The 19,704-nt window shown below is 46.0% G+C and carries 10 protein-coding genes; 6 read left to right on the plus strand and 4 right to left on the minus strand.

Going from position 1 to position 19,704, the window contains the following annotated elements:
- Positions 1–10 precede the first annotated feature (10 nt).
- The 4 genes from QNM19_RS04730 to QNM19_RS04745 are packed head-to-tail and all read right to left on the minus strand — an operon-like array spanning position 11 to position 7,623.
- Complete coding sequence (locus QNM19_RS04730) at positions 11–1,996, minus strand: YcaO-like family protein (RefSeq protein ID WP_284026395.1); 1,986 nt, start codon at positions 1,994–1,996, stop codon at positions 11–13.
- Position 1,997: 1 nt separating this feature from the next.
- On the minus strand, positions 1,998–3,104 hold the full coding sequence (locus tag QNM19_RS04735) for an amidohydrolase family protein (protein WP_284026396.1): 1,107 nt from the start codon (positions 3,102–3,104) through the stop codon (positions 1,998–2,000).
- Positions 3,105–3,147: 43 nt separating this feature from the next.
- Complete coding sequence (locus QNM19_RS04740; RefSeq protein ID WP_284026397.1) at positions 3,148–3,630, minus strand: hypothetical protein; 483 nt, start codon at positions 3,628–3,630, stop codon at positions 3,148–3,150.
- Between the two features lie 9 nt (positions 3,631–3,639).
- A complete protein-coding gene (locus QNM19_RS04745; RefSeq protein ID WP_082225561.1) occupies positions 3,640–7,623 on the minus strand; it encodes a TOMM system kinase/cyclase fusion protein in 3,984 nt (1,327 codons plus the stop codon).
- A 455-nt stretch (positions 7,624–8,078) separates the two neighbouring features.
- Between QNM19_RS04745 and QNM19_RS04750 the strand changes: the two genes are divergently transcribed.
- The 6 genes from QNM19_RS04750 to QNM19_RS04775 form a co-directional block, all read left to right on the plus strand.
- Positions 8,079–8,807 (plus strand): NHL repeat-containing protein, encoded by a 729-nt coding sequence (locus QNM19_RS04750; protein ID WP_049865907.1) that lies wholly within the window; start codon positions 8,079–8,081, stop codon positions 8,805–8,807.
- A 95-nt stretch (positions 8,808–8,902) separates the two neighbouring features.
- Entirely contained in the window at positions 8,903–10,141 is a 1,239-nt protein-coding gene (locus QNM19_RS04755; protein ID WP_284026398.1) for an SAM-dependent methyltransferase, read from the plus strand.
- A gap of 9 nt (positions 10,142–10,150) precedes the next feature.
- The gene (locus QNM19_RS04760; RefSeq protein WP_284026399.1) at positions 10,151–11,122 is read left to right on the plus strand and encodes a methionyl-tRNA formyltransferase; all 972 of its coding nucleotides are present in this window, start codon (positions 10,151–10,153) and stop codon (positions 11,120–11,122) included.
- A 173-nt stretch (positions 11,123–11,295) separates the two neighbouring features.
- On the plus strand, positions 11,296–11,769 hold the full coding sequence (locus tag QNM19_RS04765) for a hypothetical protein (RefSeq protein ID WP_284026400.1): 474 nt from the start codon (positions 11,296–11,298) through the stop codon (positions 11,767–11,769).
- Positions 11,770–11,938: 169 nt separating this feature from the next.
- A complete protein-coding gene (locus tag QNM19_RS04770; RefSeq protein WP_284026401.1) occupies positions 11,939–12,553 on the plus strand; it encodes a phage tail protein in 615 nt (204 codons plus the stop codon).
- A 142-nt stretch (positions 12,554–12,695) separates the two neighbouring features.
- The coding region (locus tag QNM19_RS04775) for an Ig-like domain-containing protein (RefSeq protein WP_284026402.1) at positions 12,696–19,704 on the plus strand (7,009 nt) is incomplete at its 3' end.

Here is a 19,704-nt window from a genome sequence, read left to right on the forward strand (position 1 = left end):
CAGCTCAATACTAAATATACAACCCTTGCTGATTAATCGTCCGCTCCGTCAATGCTTCATCCAGCCAACCCAGTTTGACAGGTGTTTGGTAAAGTCTTGGATTACCTAGCTGTGGCCAGATGTGGCACAGTCCGGGTACAAAGACTTTTACGGTGCTTACCGGAGAGAATTTTCGCGTATACTCAAAGGCTATCACTTCCATATTCAGCTCATGCAGTGAGCTTACTATATGAGATACACAATCATTTATACTCATATTTTCGCAATCAGTGTAAGCTGTTGTCGAAGTCATATTATTGCTTGGATATAAAAAGCCTTCATCTTTTATTGAGTCGAAATCAAAAGGCGCGCCGTTTTGATCGCGAATTGGTATCAACTGACATAATTCTGTTAGTGCTCTTTGTGCTGCCATTTCTGGTTTTAGGTGACAGCCAAATCCAAATATAAAGCCATTGTCTTTTTTATTTTTTCCAATTGCTGCCATGGCAGGGATACCTGAGTCATTAGTAATATCCAGCACCCAAAAATCGTGCGTACTACCAATGCTCTTTTGAATTAAATCGAGACTGTTTGATTCGATTCGAGAAATGTCAAACTCCGGTCGTACTAATTTGTTATACCACCAGATAGAGGTTGAGTCCCTTTCTATTAATTCAAATAGTGCTTGTAGAATAGCTTCTTCTTTGTTGTTGCCAGCAGCACAGCCATTTGAATGCCAAAAACCGTATTTCACATCATTAAAAGGTGTGTTTGCAAAGCAGCAAACAAGGGGGATATAAGCGTATTCACTATTTGTGAGGGACCAAGCTTTATACCAATTTACTGGGCTGTTGTCATAGCTCATAACAGCTTGTTTACGGTTGAAATCTTGAGAGTTTGTATTGGCAAAACGATCAATTTGAGTTGTACTATATGGCAATAGTTCAGAAAAGCTTATATAGCGGTGAGGTAATTTCTTTGGTAATGATAAAGTACTAGGTTCGCTTCCATAATATTGGGCGTTCTTTCGCTCAATCGCTTCACAAATACCACTTACTTTAGATTGAACTGGATCAACTCCTTTACCCAAACATATTTGTACGAATGAGGAGTTATGACGTCCGAGCGAGGTATATGGCCCCTTGTAAAATCCCGTTCTATAAATTTTAATCGGGTTGTCTTGAGAGTCTGAAAGCTCTTCTATGTGAGTTACAAGGCCAAGTTTGTTTGATACGAATGGCAGAAGCTCATTCAAGGTTGAGCTCGGGGATTTAGATCTTGAGCCGCCATCCTGGTCAAATATGCATGCTACAGAGTTTAATTTTAGTTCAGGATCTTGCTCATTTACGAGATTGAAAGGGTCTACTGTTAAGTGCTCTACATTGTGAGTTTTTGAAGAGCAGTCATGAAGTGAAATTTCGACAATAATTTGCTCGGAAGATTTATTAACCTCTTCAATTGATTTCTCAATGAGCTTACTTCGGATAACGGCATCCAACTCTGATTTCTTAATGAAAGCTGGTTTTTCTTTTCCTACGTTAAGGTTATTTACAATGTTCCGAATCGGGTAGTTTGAGAGTAGGACTTGTTCAAGTGCATCAAAAAACTCGATGTTGTTCTTTGCTATGAACACCTGACCAAAAATATAAATAAGTCGAGATCTATAATTCTGATATTCAACTTCTAAAAGTTGGCAGCATAAGTTTTCATTTGTATTTAAGGTCTCAACTTGTGACTTTTCTAAAGCAGTTTTAATATCCTGCATTGGTATTGAATCGTTGGTTTCCTCGTCTATCTCAACTAGAGAAAAACGCTTCATTAACTCCAAAGTTCGCATGAAAGCAATTTCGCTGTCGATATCAAGCTCATATACATTTGGTTTTCCAATGAGCTCTAAGTAGGGGAACTGCTCAGCAGGAAACTGATATAGGATTTCTTCGTAAATAACGAAAAAATCCTTGTTTACTCCGGAGTAAACTATAGCTTTGTTTTTCCATTTGTAATTTGAGTAATGCATATTAAATCAAGGCTTTATAGTTTCTATACAGTATTTTGTCTATTTCAGAGGGTGTCAGATAATCAAGCTCATTTCTTATGTTGACATCATTCAAGTGCATATGGTCAGGGTGCGGAAAGTCACTACCATATATTAGGTTGTCAACCCCTACTGTTTTGATGCAATCTTCGATACTGGGTTCCCCAAGCTCAATTGTGAGCCAAAATTGTCTTTTAAAATATTCAGACGGCAGCATTTTTATGTTGTCTTGAATCAAGCTTGGGAACTCGGTATAGCATATATTATCAAGCCGCCAGAGCCAGTACGGGACCCATGAGCAGCCAGCTTCCAGTAGTAAAAACTTTAAGCTTGGGTATCTCTCTGTCACTCCTGACTCGACTAGAGATAAGAAAGCCATTTGGATTTCTATAGGGTGTGAGCAGGCATGTAAACCAAATCGGCTAGTAAACCTGTCCGTTCCAACTGTGCTGCCCGCTAAATGCGTACCACCATGCAGTGCTACTGTGATGCCTAACTGTTCGCAACGCTTCCAAAAGGCTTCATAATCAGGGTGGCCAAGAGATCTGCCATTAATGATTTCAGGGCGTAGTTTGATCATACGCCATCCAAACTGAGCGATTGTCTCTAACTGTGCCACCATAGTTTTAGGGTCATGGCGACTGATCACACCTACGCCGTGCAATCTATCGGTCTCTGAACCTATATAGTCAAATAGCCAACGGTTGTATGCTGAAGCAAAATCAAGCGAGGCTTGAGCGTCAATTTCACTATGATTGACTATGTACATGGCGAAACTTGGAAACAACAAAGCTTGTTCAATACCAGAGTCATTCATTGATAGTAGCTGGTCTTGCGAACAGGTTGCAGCGAGTCTTTCCGCAATACTGCTTTCATTTTCGATTGCGGCAGCAACTTGGATGTCGGGACCCCAGTTGCTGAGGACAGAGTGCTCTCCAATCATCAAAATCGGTGGAATGCTGAGCTCTTGATGCGGGACATTTTTTAAATATATTGGGTATTTAGAAAATGTTCTTTCACTAGTATACTCTTTCCAAAGTGAAACGGGCTCTATAACGTGCCTGTCTCCATCAAATATTTTATTTGGCATATTTAGTTCTCAAGGAGGGGAAGCCCCTCCTACAAAGTTGACTTTAGCAGCAGCTAAATGGCATTTCTTTTCCTTTAGCTTCATAATCGGCTAAAGCGTATGCCTTTATATCATTATTTTCTGGGGCTGGAGGAAGTGTAAAGATGACTTCAGTAGGAAGGTGATCTGCAGTTTCCAGCCAACCATTGATCGGATGTTGTTTATCTAAAAAGCTAGCGTCATAGCTATATCCAATCAGACTTTCTTTGTTAAATTCATTATAAGGAGGTGTTTCAATAACTTCTTTATTACTTTTTAGGCCTCTGAACCGGATATATAAACCAGAAGGAGGCGTGTAATCAGAGAGTTTGCTCATCATTTCTAGAGGGTTATTAATTACTTCTTGAAGTTTTTCATCAGAGACCCATGAGTAGCTGATAAGTCTTCTAAAAGCATTTCTCCACTCTGCATCTTTTTCAAAACCCCATAGCGGGTTTTCATCTCCATGAGAGTTGTCTTCTTGTATAGTTGAACTTTGATCTGACATATTTTCACCTTAGATATTAGGAGTAGATTTAAGCCGTTTTTTAGCTTCGTTTAAGAAAAACAAATTACCTTGAGCTGTGCTCAACTCAATAGATTGTTCTATCAATTTCTTGGCTTCTGAGTGGTTACCAAGTTCACTTTCGACCATGGATAAAGAGTTTAATATAATAGGTATGGCAGGTAGTTCCCTATTTTCTTTTGATTTTTCTAAAGAGTATGTGAGTACTTTTTTTGCTCTTTCATAATTACCGTTTTTAGCAATCTTCAATGCTAAGAAAACTATATACCATCCGGTGGCATAGTCTTGGGGAGAATCAGCAATACTCATGATGACTTTTTCGGATTCGTCAATTTTACCTTCATAACAAGAAAGGAGGAAGTTTAAATATACTTGATAATAAGAGAAATTCTTCTCTTCGTAAATTCTTGTAAAGTATAATTTGCCAACTTCAATGACTTCTTCATCGTTATTTAAGAAAGCATTCAAAAGCGCCCGAAATAAGTAAGCCATTGCAGTGGCGTGACATGCGGAGTGCCCAGAAGATTTTTCAATGGCTGTTAGGGTACAGTAATCCGCTTTACTAATGTTATTTTTATGAAGATAGCTAAGCGAGGCAACGGAATAGGAGAATGGTTCAATATCAATTCCATACTGATGGAGAATATAATCCCTATCAGTTTTTTCAAAAAGTTCCTGTTGTAGAACTTTAAAGCACTCTAAAGATTCGTCAATTTTCCCTTCAAATAGATACGATAAGATCAAGTGCGCTAAAGTAACGGCTTGCTTATTATAGTCTTTACCGCACTTATATAGCTCAAGTAATTCCATACCAAATTTAATAGTATTCGGACCTCCACCACAATAGAAGAGCTCCATGAATTTGATCCAATCGAGTTTGTTTTTTATTGATAAATGTATGTCTGAATTAGCTTTTACCTCATCAGACTGAGATACCGAAGATAGTTTGTCTCTAAAATCGAGAGTTTCAGGAGAGGCTGTACCGTAAGTACTGACATAGCATGGATAGATCGCATTGAGCAATTGTCCTTTCAGTAAATCTGCCTGGTTTCTGTTGCTGAGGTATTCTAATAGCTCTTCAGTGTGCTGGGCGACCTCCAGTGCATGCCGATAAGAATATTTGGAGATTAACTCTAGTGTAAATTTCTTAGACCACTCTGCGGCAGCTTTGTAGTCTCCTGCAACTTCATAGTGAAAGCTAATAACACTGGGCTCAATAATCGATTTACTTTCGTATAAGCTATCTAGCGACTCAGCAACTCTCTGGTGAATTTTGCTCTTAGTAGAATCTAGTACACTTTCGTACGTTACATCCCTCACCAGCGCGTGTTTAAAGATATAGCTATCGTTCTCAACCCGGCGTTGCTGGATGATGAGGTCTTTCTCTATCAGCTCGTTGAGGTCGTTTTGGATCTGATCTTCACTGAGTGAAGACGCGGCGACGAGCAGGTCGTATTCGAATTCCCGGCCAATGGTTGCGGCGAGTTGTGCAGTTTCTTTGGCGTGTACCAGGCTGTCGAGTTTTTGCTGGAGTGATTCACGCAGGCTACTGGGAACCTGATCGAGTTTATCCGGGCTGACGAAATTAACTTCGCCGCTTTGCTCGCTGACAAGTGCTTTTTGTTTCAGCATATCGACCAGCTCTTCGATAAACAGCGGGATACCGTCTGTTCGGCTGACCAGGATGTCGCGTACGTTTTGCGATACGGCTTTGCCCTCGAACAACTGTTCGATGAAGTCTTCCGTTGCTTTTGCGGTGAGCTTGTGTAGCTCCAGTTCGAGCAATGTCAGGTCGTGCAGGCTGTCTGGTCTAGGCTGGCGCGAAGTGCTGATCAGCACGCTGCCATCGCCAAGGTTGGCCGCAAAGTGATGAATAAACTCCAAAGTTGTAGAGTCTGCCCAGTGAATATCTTCAATGATGTACAGTTTGTGGTTGCTGAGGCTGAATTTGTGCGATAGCAGCAGGGCAGTCAGACCTTTGAATAGCAACTCTTTTTGTGCGTCCGGTGCCAGTGATGACGGCTGCATGCCTTCTGGTAATTCGATATTCAACCAGACCATCAGGATTGGCAAAATGGCATCTGTGCTGAGTGTGCAGTCCTGCTCTTTAAGCAGTGACACAAACAAGTCTATTACCTCAGTATTGCTGAGGTTGCTGGTATTAAACAGGTAACGTACAAGCGTTAGAATAGGGTAGAGCGCGTTGTTCTGATGTTCCGGCAGACACTGGGCAACCAGGTGCTGATATTTGCCGGCGTTAGCACGAATTTCCTGTAGTAAACGTGACTTACCAATCCCTGCTTCCCCATAGATGTGGGCAACCCGGGTGGTCTGTTGTTCATTGTTGATGATCGACAGGGTTTTATCGAGCTCACTCTGACGGCCAATCAGCTTGTGATGGTGACGTGTGCCGCGCATAAAGCCAAAGGCTTCAACCCGCTTTTCACCCTTGAGGTTATAAATGGCTTGTTGCTCAAACACCATGCCCAGCGGCATATTGTCGAAATAGTCGAATTCACTGTAAGGCTCAAGAATGGCACGTGACTCTGCGGTACACAAAATTTGTCGCTCACCAGCAAGACGTGCAAGCTGCATTGCTGTATTGGCGATATGGCCTTCTGGTACGGCATTGGCATAAGTGACAAAAATACCTGAATGCAAGCCAATATGGGCATTCAGTTGCACGCCATGGGCTTCCTGCATCAGTGCATTACGTTTGCCCAATTCACTCACTACATCTAGCGCAGTACGTGCGCTCAGGCGAGTGTCGTTATCGCTGGCGACAGGATAACCGAAATAGAATAAGGCGGTATCGGCCAGGTTGCCGACATGGTATGCACCAAAACGGGTCGCAATATCGATACAGGTGTTACGCTGCGACTTAAACAGAGTGTCTATGACATCCAGATCTTTGGCGTTTTCATCCAATATTTTGGCGCTCAGCCTCAACGCCATTACGGTGATTTGCTTACGCTCTGTCAGTGTTGTGTAATCTTGCTGACCCGGGTGGGCCGGATCATCAGTGCGCAGTACCACAGTGGCATCGTCATAACCATGCTGAGCCTGGACATCTGCCAGCACGCCAACCAGGTTAGAGACGTTCATGGAGTTAAGTTCAGCAAACGCCTCTTCACCAGAAATGACTCGTTCAGTTGCATTTTTTTGTAATACGCGGCGCAGTAATCCGGATAATGGGTGGCCTAGTAATGCGCTTGGTAACGGAATATGAACATCGCTCAATTGCTTGTGATAAATCGACGCAATACTAGAGCCGGTTACGGCAGGTAACCCCGTCAGACATTCTAAAAATACCAGGCCCCATACATAGATATCGGTTTTGGCTGACGCTGGCTCACCGCGTAATTGCTCGGGGGCACTATAAGAAGGTGTACCCAGGGTTTCTTGCGTGAGTGTCAGTGTTGCAAAGTCCTGATGGCGGCTTTCCTGGCTCAGCGTACCAATACCAAAATCGAGAATTTTTGCATAGGTTTTGGCGCCAGCCTGGGTCAGCATGATATTCGCAGGTTTGATGTCCCGGTGAATGATGCCTTGTTTGTGCGCATGGATCAGGGCGTCCAGCACCTGCAACATAATGTCGGTTGCGTCTACTGCGTCTAACGCACCTTCCTGGATCAGGTGCTCGCGTAGGGACTGACCCTCCACATACTCAAATACACCGTATAGCAGGTTTTCATCAACCTGGCCTTTGTCCAGCAGCCTCACGATATGCGGGTGCTGCAACTGGCTGCTCAGAGTGGTTTCGCGTTTAAATCGCTCCACATAACGGTGCTTTTTGGCTTCGTCCAGATGTGGTTCAAGTGCCAGAAACTTGATTGCCACGATCTGATCGGTGTTTTTATTCTTCGCTTTATAGACCTTACCAAAGCCGCCTTCACCGATCTTGTGGATGAGCTCATATTGAGTCGACTGAAAGCGATCCTGGATATAAGGATCAGAAAATTGAGTTAGTGGCATAGTATTTTGTTTTTATCTAATTTGTTAACAGGGCTCGAACTTAAGCTCTAAATTATTGTTAAGAATTACGATTATTACAATGTTTTTTCAACATCCTTGCCCACAGTATCGTTTATTTGACATCAGACAGGTTTCACTAAGATGAAGATCGTAAGGATTACTGCAAACTCACCTCATAGCATGAGTAAATTTCAATAATTTCAATAGTTACTGATTAGTCTGAAGCATGTTAAACCTGTCGGCTTTTAATCTTTACCGATTATCAATAGAGGGTCAAATGCTTCTGGCTTAGTATTGGGATAAATTACGGTGAAAAAGTGCTAAATTACTACGTTTTTGGCATATTCCAGTACTAAATTGGTATATGTTGCTTGTGGTGTAATATAGTGTAATATCTAATTATTCAGTAGTTTGTAATAATGAACTAGTTTTTTGGTTGCTAATGGTGTTTACAGATGGAACGTCGTACTTTTCTTAAAACAAGCTCGTACCTATGTGCGAGTGGTGTGCTGCCAGTCAGTGCACTTGCTGCAAATAGCACTTCATTTACAATTTCAGAGCAGGATACGCAAAGGCTGAGTAAAGAGCTGCTCGACACGCTAGCACTTAAAGCGCCTAAAGCCTCTATAGAGTCGCCTAACGGTGACATCGTAGAGTTTAGCCTAAATCCCGCAATAGCGAGACGCTATGGTTCGAGTCTATTCGTACACTTTGAAACCAGCAGCGAGATAAACATATTTGACCTGTCCGGTAATCCAAGCGGAACCATAAAATTACCACAAGGTATTGATAACCTTAATGACTTTGCCATAGAACCAAGTCAGCAGCTGCTGTATCTGATTGAAAGAGGACATCACTCTATTACCGTGGCAAATTTTTACGGTGAAAAACTTGCTCAGATCGGTGAGTTTGGTACCGAGGTTGTGGCTCAGCTAAATGGACCTAAAAACCTTACTTTGGATACTCAAGGACACATTCACGTTCTTGAAATGGGCACGTCCAGTATCAAGGTATTCAGCAATAATGGCGCATTCTTGTACTCTTACGGCCGCTCACGATTAGGCAAAAAGCCGCAGTACAGGTCACTGGATGGTACGCAGCATATCCTGATTTCAGGTGGCACGCTGGATGACAGAAAGTGGACTTTCAATATTGAAACTCGCAAATTCTCAGCACTCAACTAAACTGGACAGTGAACGCTGACAGGCGTTAAATTGGACAGCCATTAAGTCTGTTAACGCCTTGTAATTACGGAATTATTATACTTAGGTAGCGCCCGATGGAAAAACATCAGATGGGTAATGTGTCGAAGACAGATTACGCCGATCCAAATATCGACCAATTATTAAAACACACCGTACGAAATCAACTTGAATCTTTGCTTAAAGCTAAGCTCACAACCGCACAACGACAGCAGGCGCTTACCAAAAGCTTTGTCGATGCAATGACATTGATACTGAGCACCACACAAGCGACGCACGCGCAACTGACAGCTGCTTTTGAGGCAATGTACGATCATGCTTTGCAGTCAATGTCGATGGCGGACCTCAGTGAAGAATTATTGACACGTCAGTATATTTCAGCGACGGGTCTTATCATGTCACCCCAAAATTGCCGTCATACAATCAAAGACATATACCGTATTAAGGGCTACGCAAAAGGTATCGACAAAGCGATACGTGGCATGTTGTCTCATAAAGGCTCTATAACGATTTTATACCCTGCCTGTGGTCCTTTTGCGCCGTTAATACTGCCGTTGCTAAGTTACTATAAAGATCAAAACGAGTTTAACCATGAGCAAATTAAGGTGTTATTTGTAGATGCGCACCCAGGTGCCATAGTTACGCTAAAACAGCTGATTAATGATTTGCAATTGGGTGAGTTTGTGGCAGACATTATCGAGGAAGATGCCACTATTTATGAGCCAGAGCAGGCGATAGATTTACTGGTACTGGAAGCAATGCAACATGGCTTTACTCGCGAAGGTCAACTTTCCATTGCTAAACACCTGGTGAAATTCCTGACGCTTGATGGCTGGATGATACCACGATCTGTGTCCATTAAAGGGATGATGATCCATGGTGAGACTGAGTACAACCAGCAATGGAAAGACGCTGAGTATTGTCACTCCGACCATTTACGCGACAGTGCGTTAAATGAGCGTGTTGAGCTGGGCGAATTGATGCGTATCGATAAGTCTGCACTTTTGGAAATGACAGAGATAGAGCTTGAGGATGACATCAAGGTGGTTGCAGCAAATGCCGTGACGATCCCTACGGGTGTTGAAGACATGTCTACACGTATTTTAGCGGTTTATGCCCAAATCAATACGTTTGATGAAGAAGGAGTGGACCAATACGACTCGGGGATTACTCACCCTAAACCCGACATGAGCTTCTACGTTGATGCCCGACCCAAAGAGCTGGAGCATACACATTTTGTAGCCAATAGTGGTGACACAGTCCAATTCTATTATCAGCTTAGCGGCATGCCTGGGTTTGTCCCGGTTAAAGTATAGGAGAAGACCATGGAACCTAAGTATGCTTTGTTTAGTGGCAGTTGTTTATGTCTGGCTGTTGTACAGTACTTGTTGCAAAGAGGGCAGCTTAGCTGCGTTGTATTGATTGAAGCTGAGCCAAACCCGGATCTTGTTCAGTTACAGCGCTTTTTGCATCACCATCAGATCCCTATGCTGCAGTATAAAACCGAATCGGACGACGCCTTGATTGCCGATCTCGACAGGCTGGGAGCAAACAGTGGTTTAGCCTATTTGTTTAAACACAAGCTTCGTACCAAGCTGATTGACTTTTTTACAGGTGATGTACTTAACGTCCACCCTAGTGCGTTGCCTGATTATCGCGGTCCAATGCCCGTGTTCTGGCAGCTTAAAAGTGGCGCAGATACTGTCAGACTAACGCTGCACAAAGTCGCTGAGCAGCTTGATACTGGCGATATTGCTACACATATTGATTTACCTGTTCACCCGTTCGATACCTCACAGTGCTTTCACCAAAAAATAGCCCAGGCGGTTCCTGCTCTGCTTGAGCAGTTCGCGCAGCAGCGTGCTGCCGGCACTTTGAACTGGCAAGCCCAAAGTGAGCACGTCGAGATTGATGGTGTGCAATCTGAGCCTCGTTACGCTGCACATGTGCAGGTAGAGGATTTATTGATTGACTGGCGACAGCATACCAGCACCGACATTGTCAACCTGGCACGCGCTGCCAATGCTGAGCTCGGTGGCGCAAGGTTTAAGTTTCGCGAGGGATTGTTGCAACTAATGCAGGCCAGCAGTATGGAGTGTAAGTTGGCGGGCATTAAGCCTGGCACAGTTTTGGAACTTGATAGAGTGAAAGGACTATTAGTTAAAACGATTGATGGTGCGATTCGCCTTGATACGGTTTTAACTGAGCAAGGGATTTTTGATGGCTACCGGTTTGCCGTGCTGTTTGGACTTGAACCTGGTTTAGAGGTGGCAGCCTCATCTGAGGGCAGAATCTAGGTGTTCAAAATTAAGTGTTTTGATTGAGGTATATCAATTGCAAACCGATACCTTTGTACTAAATTTTACAATGGTAGCTTAGTTGAGAAGGACTTGTGAGTGGCCCAGCCGATGTACTTATTATCCTGCATTTCTAACTATGCTCTGAACTTTAACTCAGAAGCGAGATAGATATGAATATAAAGATCAATCTGACCAACCGATATGGTTATGATCTTACGCTGTTTCCATACAATGGAGGCGTCACACCAAGTGGTGAAGGACAGCGTATTGCGAAAGTTGAAGGCACTGGCGAGATAGTTGTCGCACAGGGCGAGTGCAGTATTTTAGAAGTACCCGGCATGGGCAGCTTGTTAGTCCAGTTTTTGGGAGATCAAAAGCTCGTGGACTGTCACGAAAGGTTCTGTGATAGCCCCAGCGAATTTGACGGTTACCCATTAATGGCACTCTTACGTTACAAAACCACAGAATTATACTGGCGTTTTTCAGACAGCGATGATCCGGCTGAACTAAATGTCAGTATTAATGAAACCGGTACAGTCTGCCTTGACAAGGTCTTGAGTGGAGAGGCGCGCAGGGTGCAATTGCCCGAGTTTTTCATCCCACCTGTTTTTACGCCACATTTACCAGAAGGAAACCCAGAATAATCACTGAGTAGTGATAGCTGTTAACACATATTATGCCTTTCAGGCAAAGTTGTAATTGAAGTAGTTGGTGCGAACTCGTCGCAACAAGTCGATAAATCACTGAGAGAATTATAGTGGTACTGAGCGTTTATCGTTAAAGGGTATGTTTACGAATTAGAGAGGATTTCATATGTCTACTGACCCGTATATTGGCTCAATGGGTACCTTCGGCGGTGCTTTTACAATCAGAAATTTTGCAATGTGTTTAGGCCAGACTATGGCTATTTCACAAAATCAGGCGTTATTTGCGTTGATCGGGACTATTTATGGCGGTGATGCGCGTACTACATACGCGTTACCAGATTTGCGTGGTCGCAGTCCGGTAGGTCAGGGTGTGCGCCCGGGTGGTATGGACTACCGTCAAGGTGAAAGACAAGGTACAGAGCTGGTAGGTATTGAGATCATTCATATGCCTGCGCACTCTCATACGGCAATTTTTACCCCGTTGGGGGGAACTAATCCTGTTTCGGGTACTATGAGTGTCGCAACCAATACGGCAAATACTAAAGTACCGGATTCGGATTGCTTTATCGCTCGAAATAATAGCGAAGGTTTTTTTAAGCCAGGATTTGAAACTGAAGCCCTCACAACCATTAAGGGCTTGAATGTCAGTGGTGGCGGCTCTGCGGGTGGTACTGTCACTGTCACTAACACAGGTGGCTCTGCACCTTTGAATATATTAAATCCGGTTTTACCGGTTAACTGGTTGATTGCGACAGATGGGGTATTTCCACCACGCAATTAAGATATAAAAAGTTAGCGGGCTATTTCTTTTGTGAAATGGCCCGTTTGTGCATTTAAAATTAAAGCATCCTGCTTTTGGCTATGCATGGTGCGCTCTAAAAATAATATAGTTACATTACCAGGAATATCAATGGAGTATGGGTATGAAGTTAAGTAAGGTTGCATCAGCGGTTAGCACTGCGGGCGTATCAGCAGCACTGTTTTCTGGTAATATTTGGGCAGCTCAAAAAACGCTGGATTTTTTCAGTGGGTCAGGCACGCCTACTACCCTTCAGGACGGTTCGAACGACATTCCTGATATCTCGCTAGATAATGCCGGAGCGGTGACCTTTCTTGTCACTGCGGGGGACAGTAGCGCCTTTAATAATGATAGCTTTAGAGCTGTGGCAAACTCTTTTTATGGCAATTCTTTTCCCCAAACCGGTGCGGCCGTAACGGTTAACAAAGGCTATAAGCTAACAGAGCAAAGTGGTACGCATTTTAGCTTTGATGGTATGACATTGGTTGTAGCGGGCAGTACCGACTCAAATTCAAGAGTTAAGCTGACGGGGTATGCCGATAATACCGAGACAGTCTCTGTCGAGTTGACTCCTCCTGCAGGTTTAGGGCCTGGTAGCAATTTTAGCTTTACACGCTCGTCCGACTTTAATAATGCGCTCTGGCAAAATGTTGATGTGGTTGAAATTACCTTTCCAGATGCCGATGTAAACAATGATTATGATACTCGCTACGCGCTAAGATATCTGGTTGTGGATGATGCAACTGCCTCTGATTCAACGGCACCTGCTTTTGTCAGCGCAAGCTCAACTCCCAATGACAACGCGACGGATGTTGCAGTCGGCAACGACATTGTCATCGCCTTTGATGAAAACATTGCACTGAGCACGGGTAATATCACCATTCGTAATGTCACTGACAGTAGCGACTTTGAGGTTTTTGATGTTGCCAGCGAAAGCGATGGCACCACCACCACGCCAGGGTCTGGTCGGGTAAGTATTACCAGTGATAAGGTTTACCTGAATCCAACCAGTAATTTAACCGGCAACCGAACATATGCGATCCGAATTGACTCAGGTTCAGTAACAGATACTTCCAGCAATGCCTTTACGGGGATCAGTGATAACACTACCTTTAATTTTAGTACAGCCAATACAACGCCGGTTGTTGACCTAGATACAGGGAGCGGCAGTAATGACAGCAGTGCTAGTTTTTCTGAGGGCAGCGGCGCGGTTAACATTGCCAGCAGCGCCTCAGCAACGGATGCAGACAGTGACACCATAACAACCATAACAGTTTCACTGACCAATGATCAAGATGGAGCATCCGAAGGCCTGAACGTAACAGCAGCAGCGCAAAATGCTCTGACAGGTGTGTCGGGTGCATCCGATATTACTTTGCAGGATACTATCTCTATTACGGGCGCGACGGCGACACCAGCCGAAGTTACAACCTTCCTGCAGGCCATCACCTATAACAATACCTCGAGTACGCCAAACGAAACTGCACGTACAGTGACTGTGGTGATCAACGATGGCTCTGCAAGCAGTACAACGCGAACAGCCACCGTCAGTGTTACGGATGTCACGGCTGCAAGCTCCACAGCTACAGGCTTTAATACCAGTAATGGCACAAATCTGAGCCCGGCTATTACGTTTGCCGGTGGTGACGAAACTCTGACTATTGCGGATGCCAGTCATGTATCAGGTTCAACTGCCAGTGGTGGTACGGGGACAGATATTCTTTCTGTGCCAACCAGCACAAACCTCGCAAACCTAACATCCCTGAGTGGCTTTGAGACTTTGACACCGGATAGCGGTGCATCTATCACGTTGACTGAATCTCAGCATGAGTCATTTACCACTATAAATGGCGCGGGAACTAACCAATTTACACTTAGCAGTGCTGATGGCAATGCCGTTATTACTGGTGATGCAGATATCGAAACGTATGTATTGGGTGCCGGGTTTACCTTTACGCTGGGCGGTGCTGCACAAAATGTCACGGGCAGTAGCTCGGCTGATACCGTTGCGACGGGGTCGTTGACGGCAACGGGGACTTTGACGGGCAGTGGGGGTACCGATGTATTACAGCTGAGTAATGGTGCCAGTATTGCTGGTGCGACAGTAAGTGGTTTTGAAACCCTGACTGTGGATGCCAACGCATCTGTGACAATGACTGAAGCGCAACACGATGCTTTTAGTACGATTAACGGCAGCGCGTCGGAAAGCATTACAATCTCTGCGGCAACCGATGGCCTGACGGCAGCGAGCGCAATCGAAACTTATGTATTGGGCGCTGCAAACAGCATTACGCTGAGTTCAGCCTCACAAAACGTCACTGGCAGCAGTGGCAACGATACCATCGACATAGCAGCATTGACCGCAACGGGCACTTTGAATGCAGCCGGCGGCACGGATACCTTGTCAATGAGCTCCGGTGCGAGTATTGCCGGTGCAACGGTATCGAACTTTGAAAACCTGACATTAGCCAGTGGTGCCAGCGTCTCTATGACGGCTTCTCAGCCAGCACTCTTTGGTGGCACTATCACTGCGGCGGGTACTGAAACCATCAATATTTCAGGGGATGGTGACTTTACCACGCTTGCTAATGTAGAGAGTTTCTCGGTCGGTGACTCTTCGACAAATAGCCGTACCGTGACCCTTGGTGCCGCTGGCACCTCTGTCACGGCATCGTCTTCTACTGATGCCGTAACATTCGACGTGGGAACGCTCAGTTATACAGGCACGCTGACCGGTGATAGCACAACCGCAGATACTGTGTCGCTGTCTTCAGGCGCTAATATTTCGGGTGGTACGCTTGCAAACATAGTTAACCTGACTTTAGCCAGCGGTGCATCCGTGACGATGACGCCTGCGCAAAATGCGTCTTTTAGCGGTACTGTCACGGCGGCAGGTTCGGAGACCATCACAATTTCTGGAGACGGTAACTTTACAACGTTATCGGGTATAGAGACTTACTCAGTTAACGATGACAGTACTAACAGCCGTACTATCACAGTGACCAATGCGTCAGCGACGATTGACGCGACAGCGTCCAATGACGCTATTACATTTGATATTGCCGGAAGTGCCTTTAATGGTTCGCTTACAGGTGACGCAACGACCGGTGATACAGTGAGTGCCTCTGATGGTGCTGACCTGACCAGCGGTGGCTTTACCAATATTGGTACCTTGTCACTGGCCAGTGGTGCAACGGTTTCCATTGATGTGGCAAATGTAGCAAATAACTTTACTACGGCAATCACAGGTGCTGCAGGCTCCGAAACCCTAAAACTGATGGATGGGGGCACGTTTAACTTTGGTAATACCAGCGTCTCTGAAATCGAAAACCTGGCGATTGGTACCAACAATATTTTTACCATTACGCTGACAGATAACTTTGACTCCAATGGCAACTCAGTCACTATCTCCAATGCTGTTGGCTTTGCGCTCAGCAACGCTATCACGCTAAACGCCAGTGCGTTGAGTGGTGACACCATAAACATGACTGCCACTGACTTTGACGGTAACGATACGATCACCGGTGGTAGCGGGACTGATACCATTCGTCCTGGTGGTGGTACTGACTCGATGACAGGTAATGCGGGCAATGATAACTTTGTCGGCGACGCGTCTGACCTTAATGGTGATACCATCACAGACTTAAGTGTGGGTGATATCATTACCATTAATAGTGTGACGGGCCTGACAACCAGCAATGTTCGCTTTAACGGCACGAGCACACTGCAGGTGGATACTGATGCGACTGACTTCAGCGCCGTTGAGGTAGCAATAACGCTTTCAAATGCGCCAGCCAGTTCACTGGACTTTACTGTGGCGGATAACGGTGCCAATACTGATATCACCTTTATCTCGCCAAACAATGTACCGACTTTTAGTAATCTGAATGGCGGCCAGACGTTTACTGAAAACGGTTCAGCCATTATTATCGATTCGGATGTTGTTGTTGCAGATACCGAACTGGATGCACTAGACAGTGGTGCAGGTAATTATAACAATGCAACCCTGACGATTGCCCGAAATGGCGGTGCGAGCTCACAGGATGTTTTTGGTAATAATGGCCTGTTGGGAACGCTTACCGAGAGCAGTACCTTCACCTATAACTCAACGACAGTCGGTACGGTAACAACGAATTCGTCGGGTACTTTAGTGTTGACGTTCAACACCAGTGCAACCTCTGCGATCGTTGATTCGGTGTTGCAAAACATCACTTACCAGAATAGTTCAGAAGCACCGCCGTCATCTGTGACGCTCGATTATACTTTTAATGATGGCACAGCAAACAGCACTGGCACCAACCAGGCAACAGTGACCATTACTGCGCAAAATGATGACCCGACAGATATTAGTCTGGACACGACGTCAATTAATCAATCTGCAACTGGTGCAGGTGCCAACATAGGCACACTGAGCACCACAGATCCTGACACCAGTGACAGTCATACGTATACGATAGTTAGCAGCGGTGCCAGCGCGAATGGTACCTGTAGCGCAGATACTAACAATGGTAGTTTCCAGATCGATGGTTCAAACATCGAAACGCAAGCCGCGTTATCGGCGGGAAGCTATGTGGTTTGTTTGCAAACCAGTGATTCTACAACGACATTCCAAAAAGCATTTACTATCACAGTGAATGATGACGTAGCACCTAACGCACCATCAACGCCAGATCTTGACGCCGGATCTGATACAGGTACTTCTGATAGCGACAATAACACCAATGACACAACACCAACATTCAGTGGTACAGCTGAAAGCGGTTCAACGGTTAGGTTGTATAGCGATCAGGAAGGTGGTGGTACAACCGTAATCGGAACTGGCACGGCAACAGGCGGCAATTGGCAAATTACCACCAGTGCATTGACTGCCGGAGTAACGCACGCCATCACTGCAAAAGCAACCGACGCAAGTAGTAACGAAAGTTCGGCATCGAGTAGTCTGAGTGTGACGATAGATACAACCGCCCCTTCAGCACCGGGCACACCTGATCTGGATGCAAGCAGTGATACAGGTACATCCAATACCGATAATGTGACCAATGATACAACCGCGACATTTACCGGCTCAGGTCCAAATGGTGGCGCGATTACGCTGATTTCAAGCATTGATGGTACTGTGGGCACCGGCACTGCCACTTTAGGTACCTGGACTATTACAACGTCTGCTTTATCAGCAGGCACACATACAATGACAGCACGTTCAACAGACACAGCAGGAAATACTGCTGATGGCTCTGGTTTGTCTGTTACTGTGGATACCAGTGTAAGCGCAGTCAGCATCACCACGCCGATTGAAGTGGATGGTATCGTCAATGCGGCAGAAGATAATGATGTGTTGATTGCTGGTACGGGTGCTGAGTCGGGCAACAGTGTGACCGTGAGCATCACGGATAACAATTCAACGGTCAGTCGTACCGTGACCGCAGACGGCTCTGGTAACTGGACGCTGAGTGGCAGTGAACTGGATGTCAGCAGTCTGAACAATGGCACCCTGACGGTGTCAGCGACTCAAACGGATACCGCTGGCAATACCTCTAACGCTGCTACACAAAGTATCACCCTGGATAATGCGGCACCCTCCGCTGTTACTATCACCACGCCGATAGAAACTGATGGTATTGTCAATGCCGCAGAAGACAACGATGTGCTGATCGCCGGCTCAGGCGCTGAGTCCGGCAACAGCGTGACGGTAACTATCACGGACAATAACAGCTCTGTAAGCCGCACAGTGACCGCAGACAGCTCAGGAAACTGGACCTTGAGTGGCAGTGAGCTGGACGTCAGTGGCCTGAACAATGGCACGCTAACCGTGTCGGCCACCCAGGCGGATACGGCAGGTAACACTTCAACTGCTGCGACTCAGACGATTACACTGGATAACGCGGCACCGTCGGCACTGACCATCACCACGCCGATTGAAACGGATGGGATTGTTAATGCCGCAGAAGACAACGACGTGCTGATCGCCGGCTCAGGCGCTGAGTCCGGCAACAGCGTGACGGTAACCATCACAGATAACAATTCAACGGTCAGTCGTACCGTGACCGCAGACAGTTCAGGAAACTGGACGCTGAGCGGCAGTGAGCTGGACGTCAGTGGCCTGAATAATGGCACGCTAACCGTGTCGGCCACTCAGGCGGATACAGCAGGCAACACCTCGACCGCAGCCACGCAAAGCATTACGCTGGATAACGCAGCACCTTCGGCACTGACCATCACTACCCCGATTGAAACCGATGGCCTTGTTAACGCGGCAGAAGACAACGATGTGCTGATCGCCGGTTCAGGCGCAGAGTCCGGTAACAGCGTGACGGTAACCATCACAGACAACAACAGTTCGGTGAGTCGTACGGTGACGGCAGACAGCTCAGGTAACTGGACCTTAAGTGGCAGTGAGCTGGACGTCAGTGGCCTGAACAATGGCACGTTGACGGTGTCAGCCACCCAGGCAGATACGGCAGGTAACACCTCGACCGCAGCGACGCAAAGCATTACGCTGGATAACGCAGCGCCGTCGGCACTGACTATTACCACCCCGATTGAAACCGATGGGATCGTCAATGCGGCAGAGGACAACGATGTGCTGATCGCCGGTTCAGGCGCGGAGTCGGGTAACAGTGTCACCGTGACCATCACAGATAATAACAGCTCTGTAAGCCGCACGGTGACTGCCGACAGTTCAGGAAACTGGACATTGAGTGGCAGCGAGCTCGATGTCAGTGGTCTGAACAATGGCACGCTAACCGTGTCGGCCACCCAGGCGGATACGGCAGGTAACACTTCAACTGCTGCGACTCAGACGATTACACTGGATAACGCAGCGCCGTCGGCACTGACCATCACCACCCCGATTGAAACCGATGGGATCGTCAATGCGGCAGAAGACAATGACGTGCTGATCGCCGGTTCAGGCGCGGAGTCGGGTAACAGTGTCACCGTGACCATCACAGATAATAACAGCTCTGTAAGCCGCACGGTGACTGCCGACAGTTCAGGAAACTGGACATTGAGCGGCAGCGAGCTCGATGTCAGTGGTCTGAACAATGGCACGCTAACCGTGTCGGCCACCCAGGCGGATACGGCAGGTAACACTTCAACTGCTGCGACTCAGACGATTACACTGGATAACGCAG

Source organism: Pseudoalteromonas ardens (genome assembly GCF_030125445.1).
In the GTDB taxonomy this organism is placed as follows: domain Bacteria; phylum Pseudomonadota; class Gammaproteobacteria; order Enterobacterales; family Alteromonadaceae; genus Pseudoalteromonas; species Pseudoalteromonas ardens.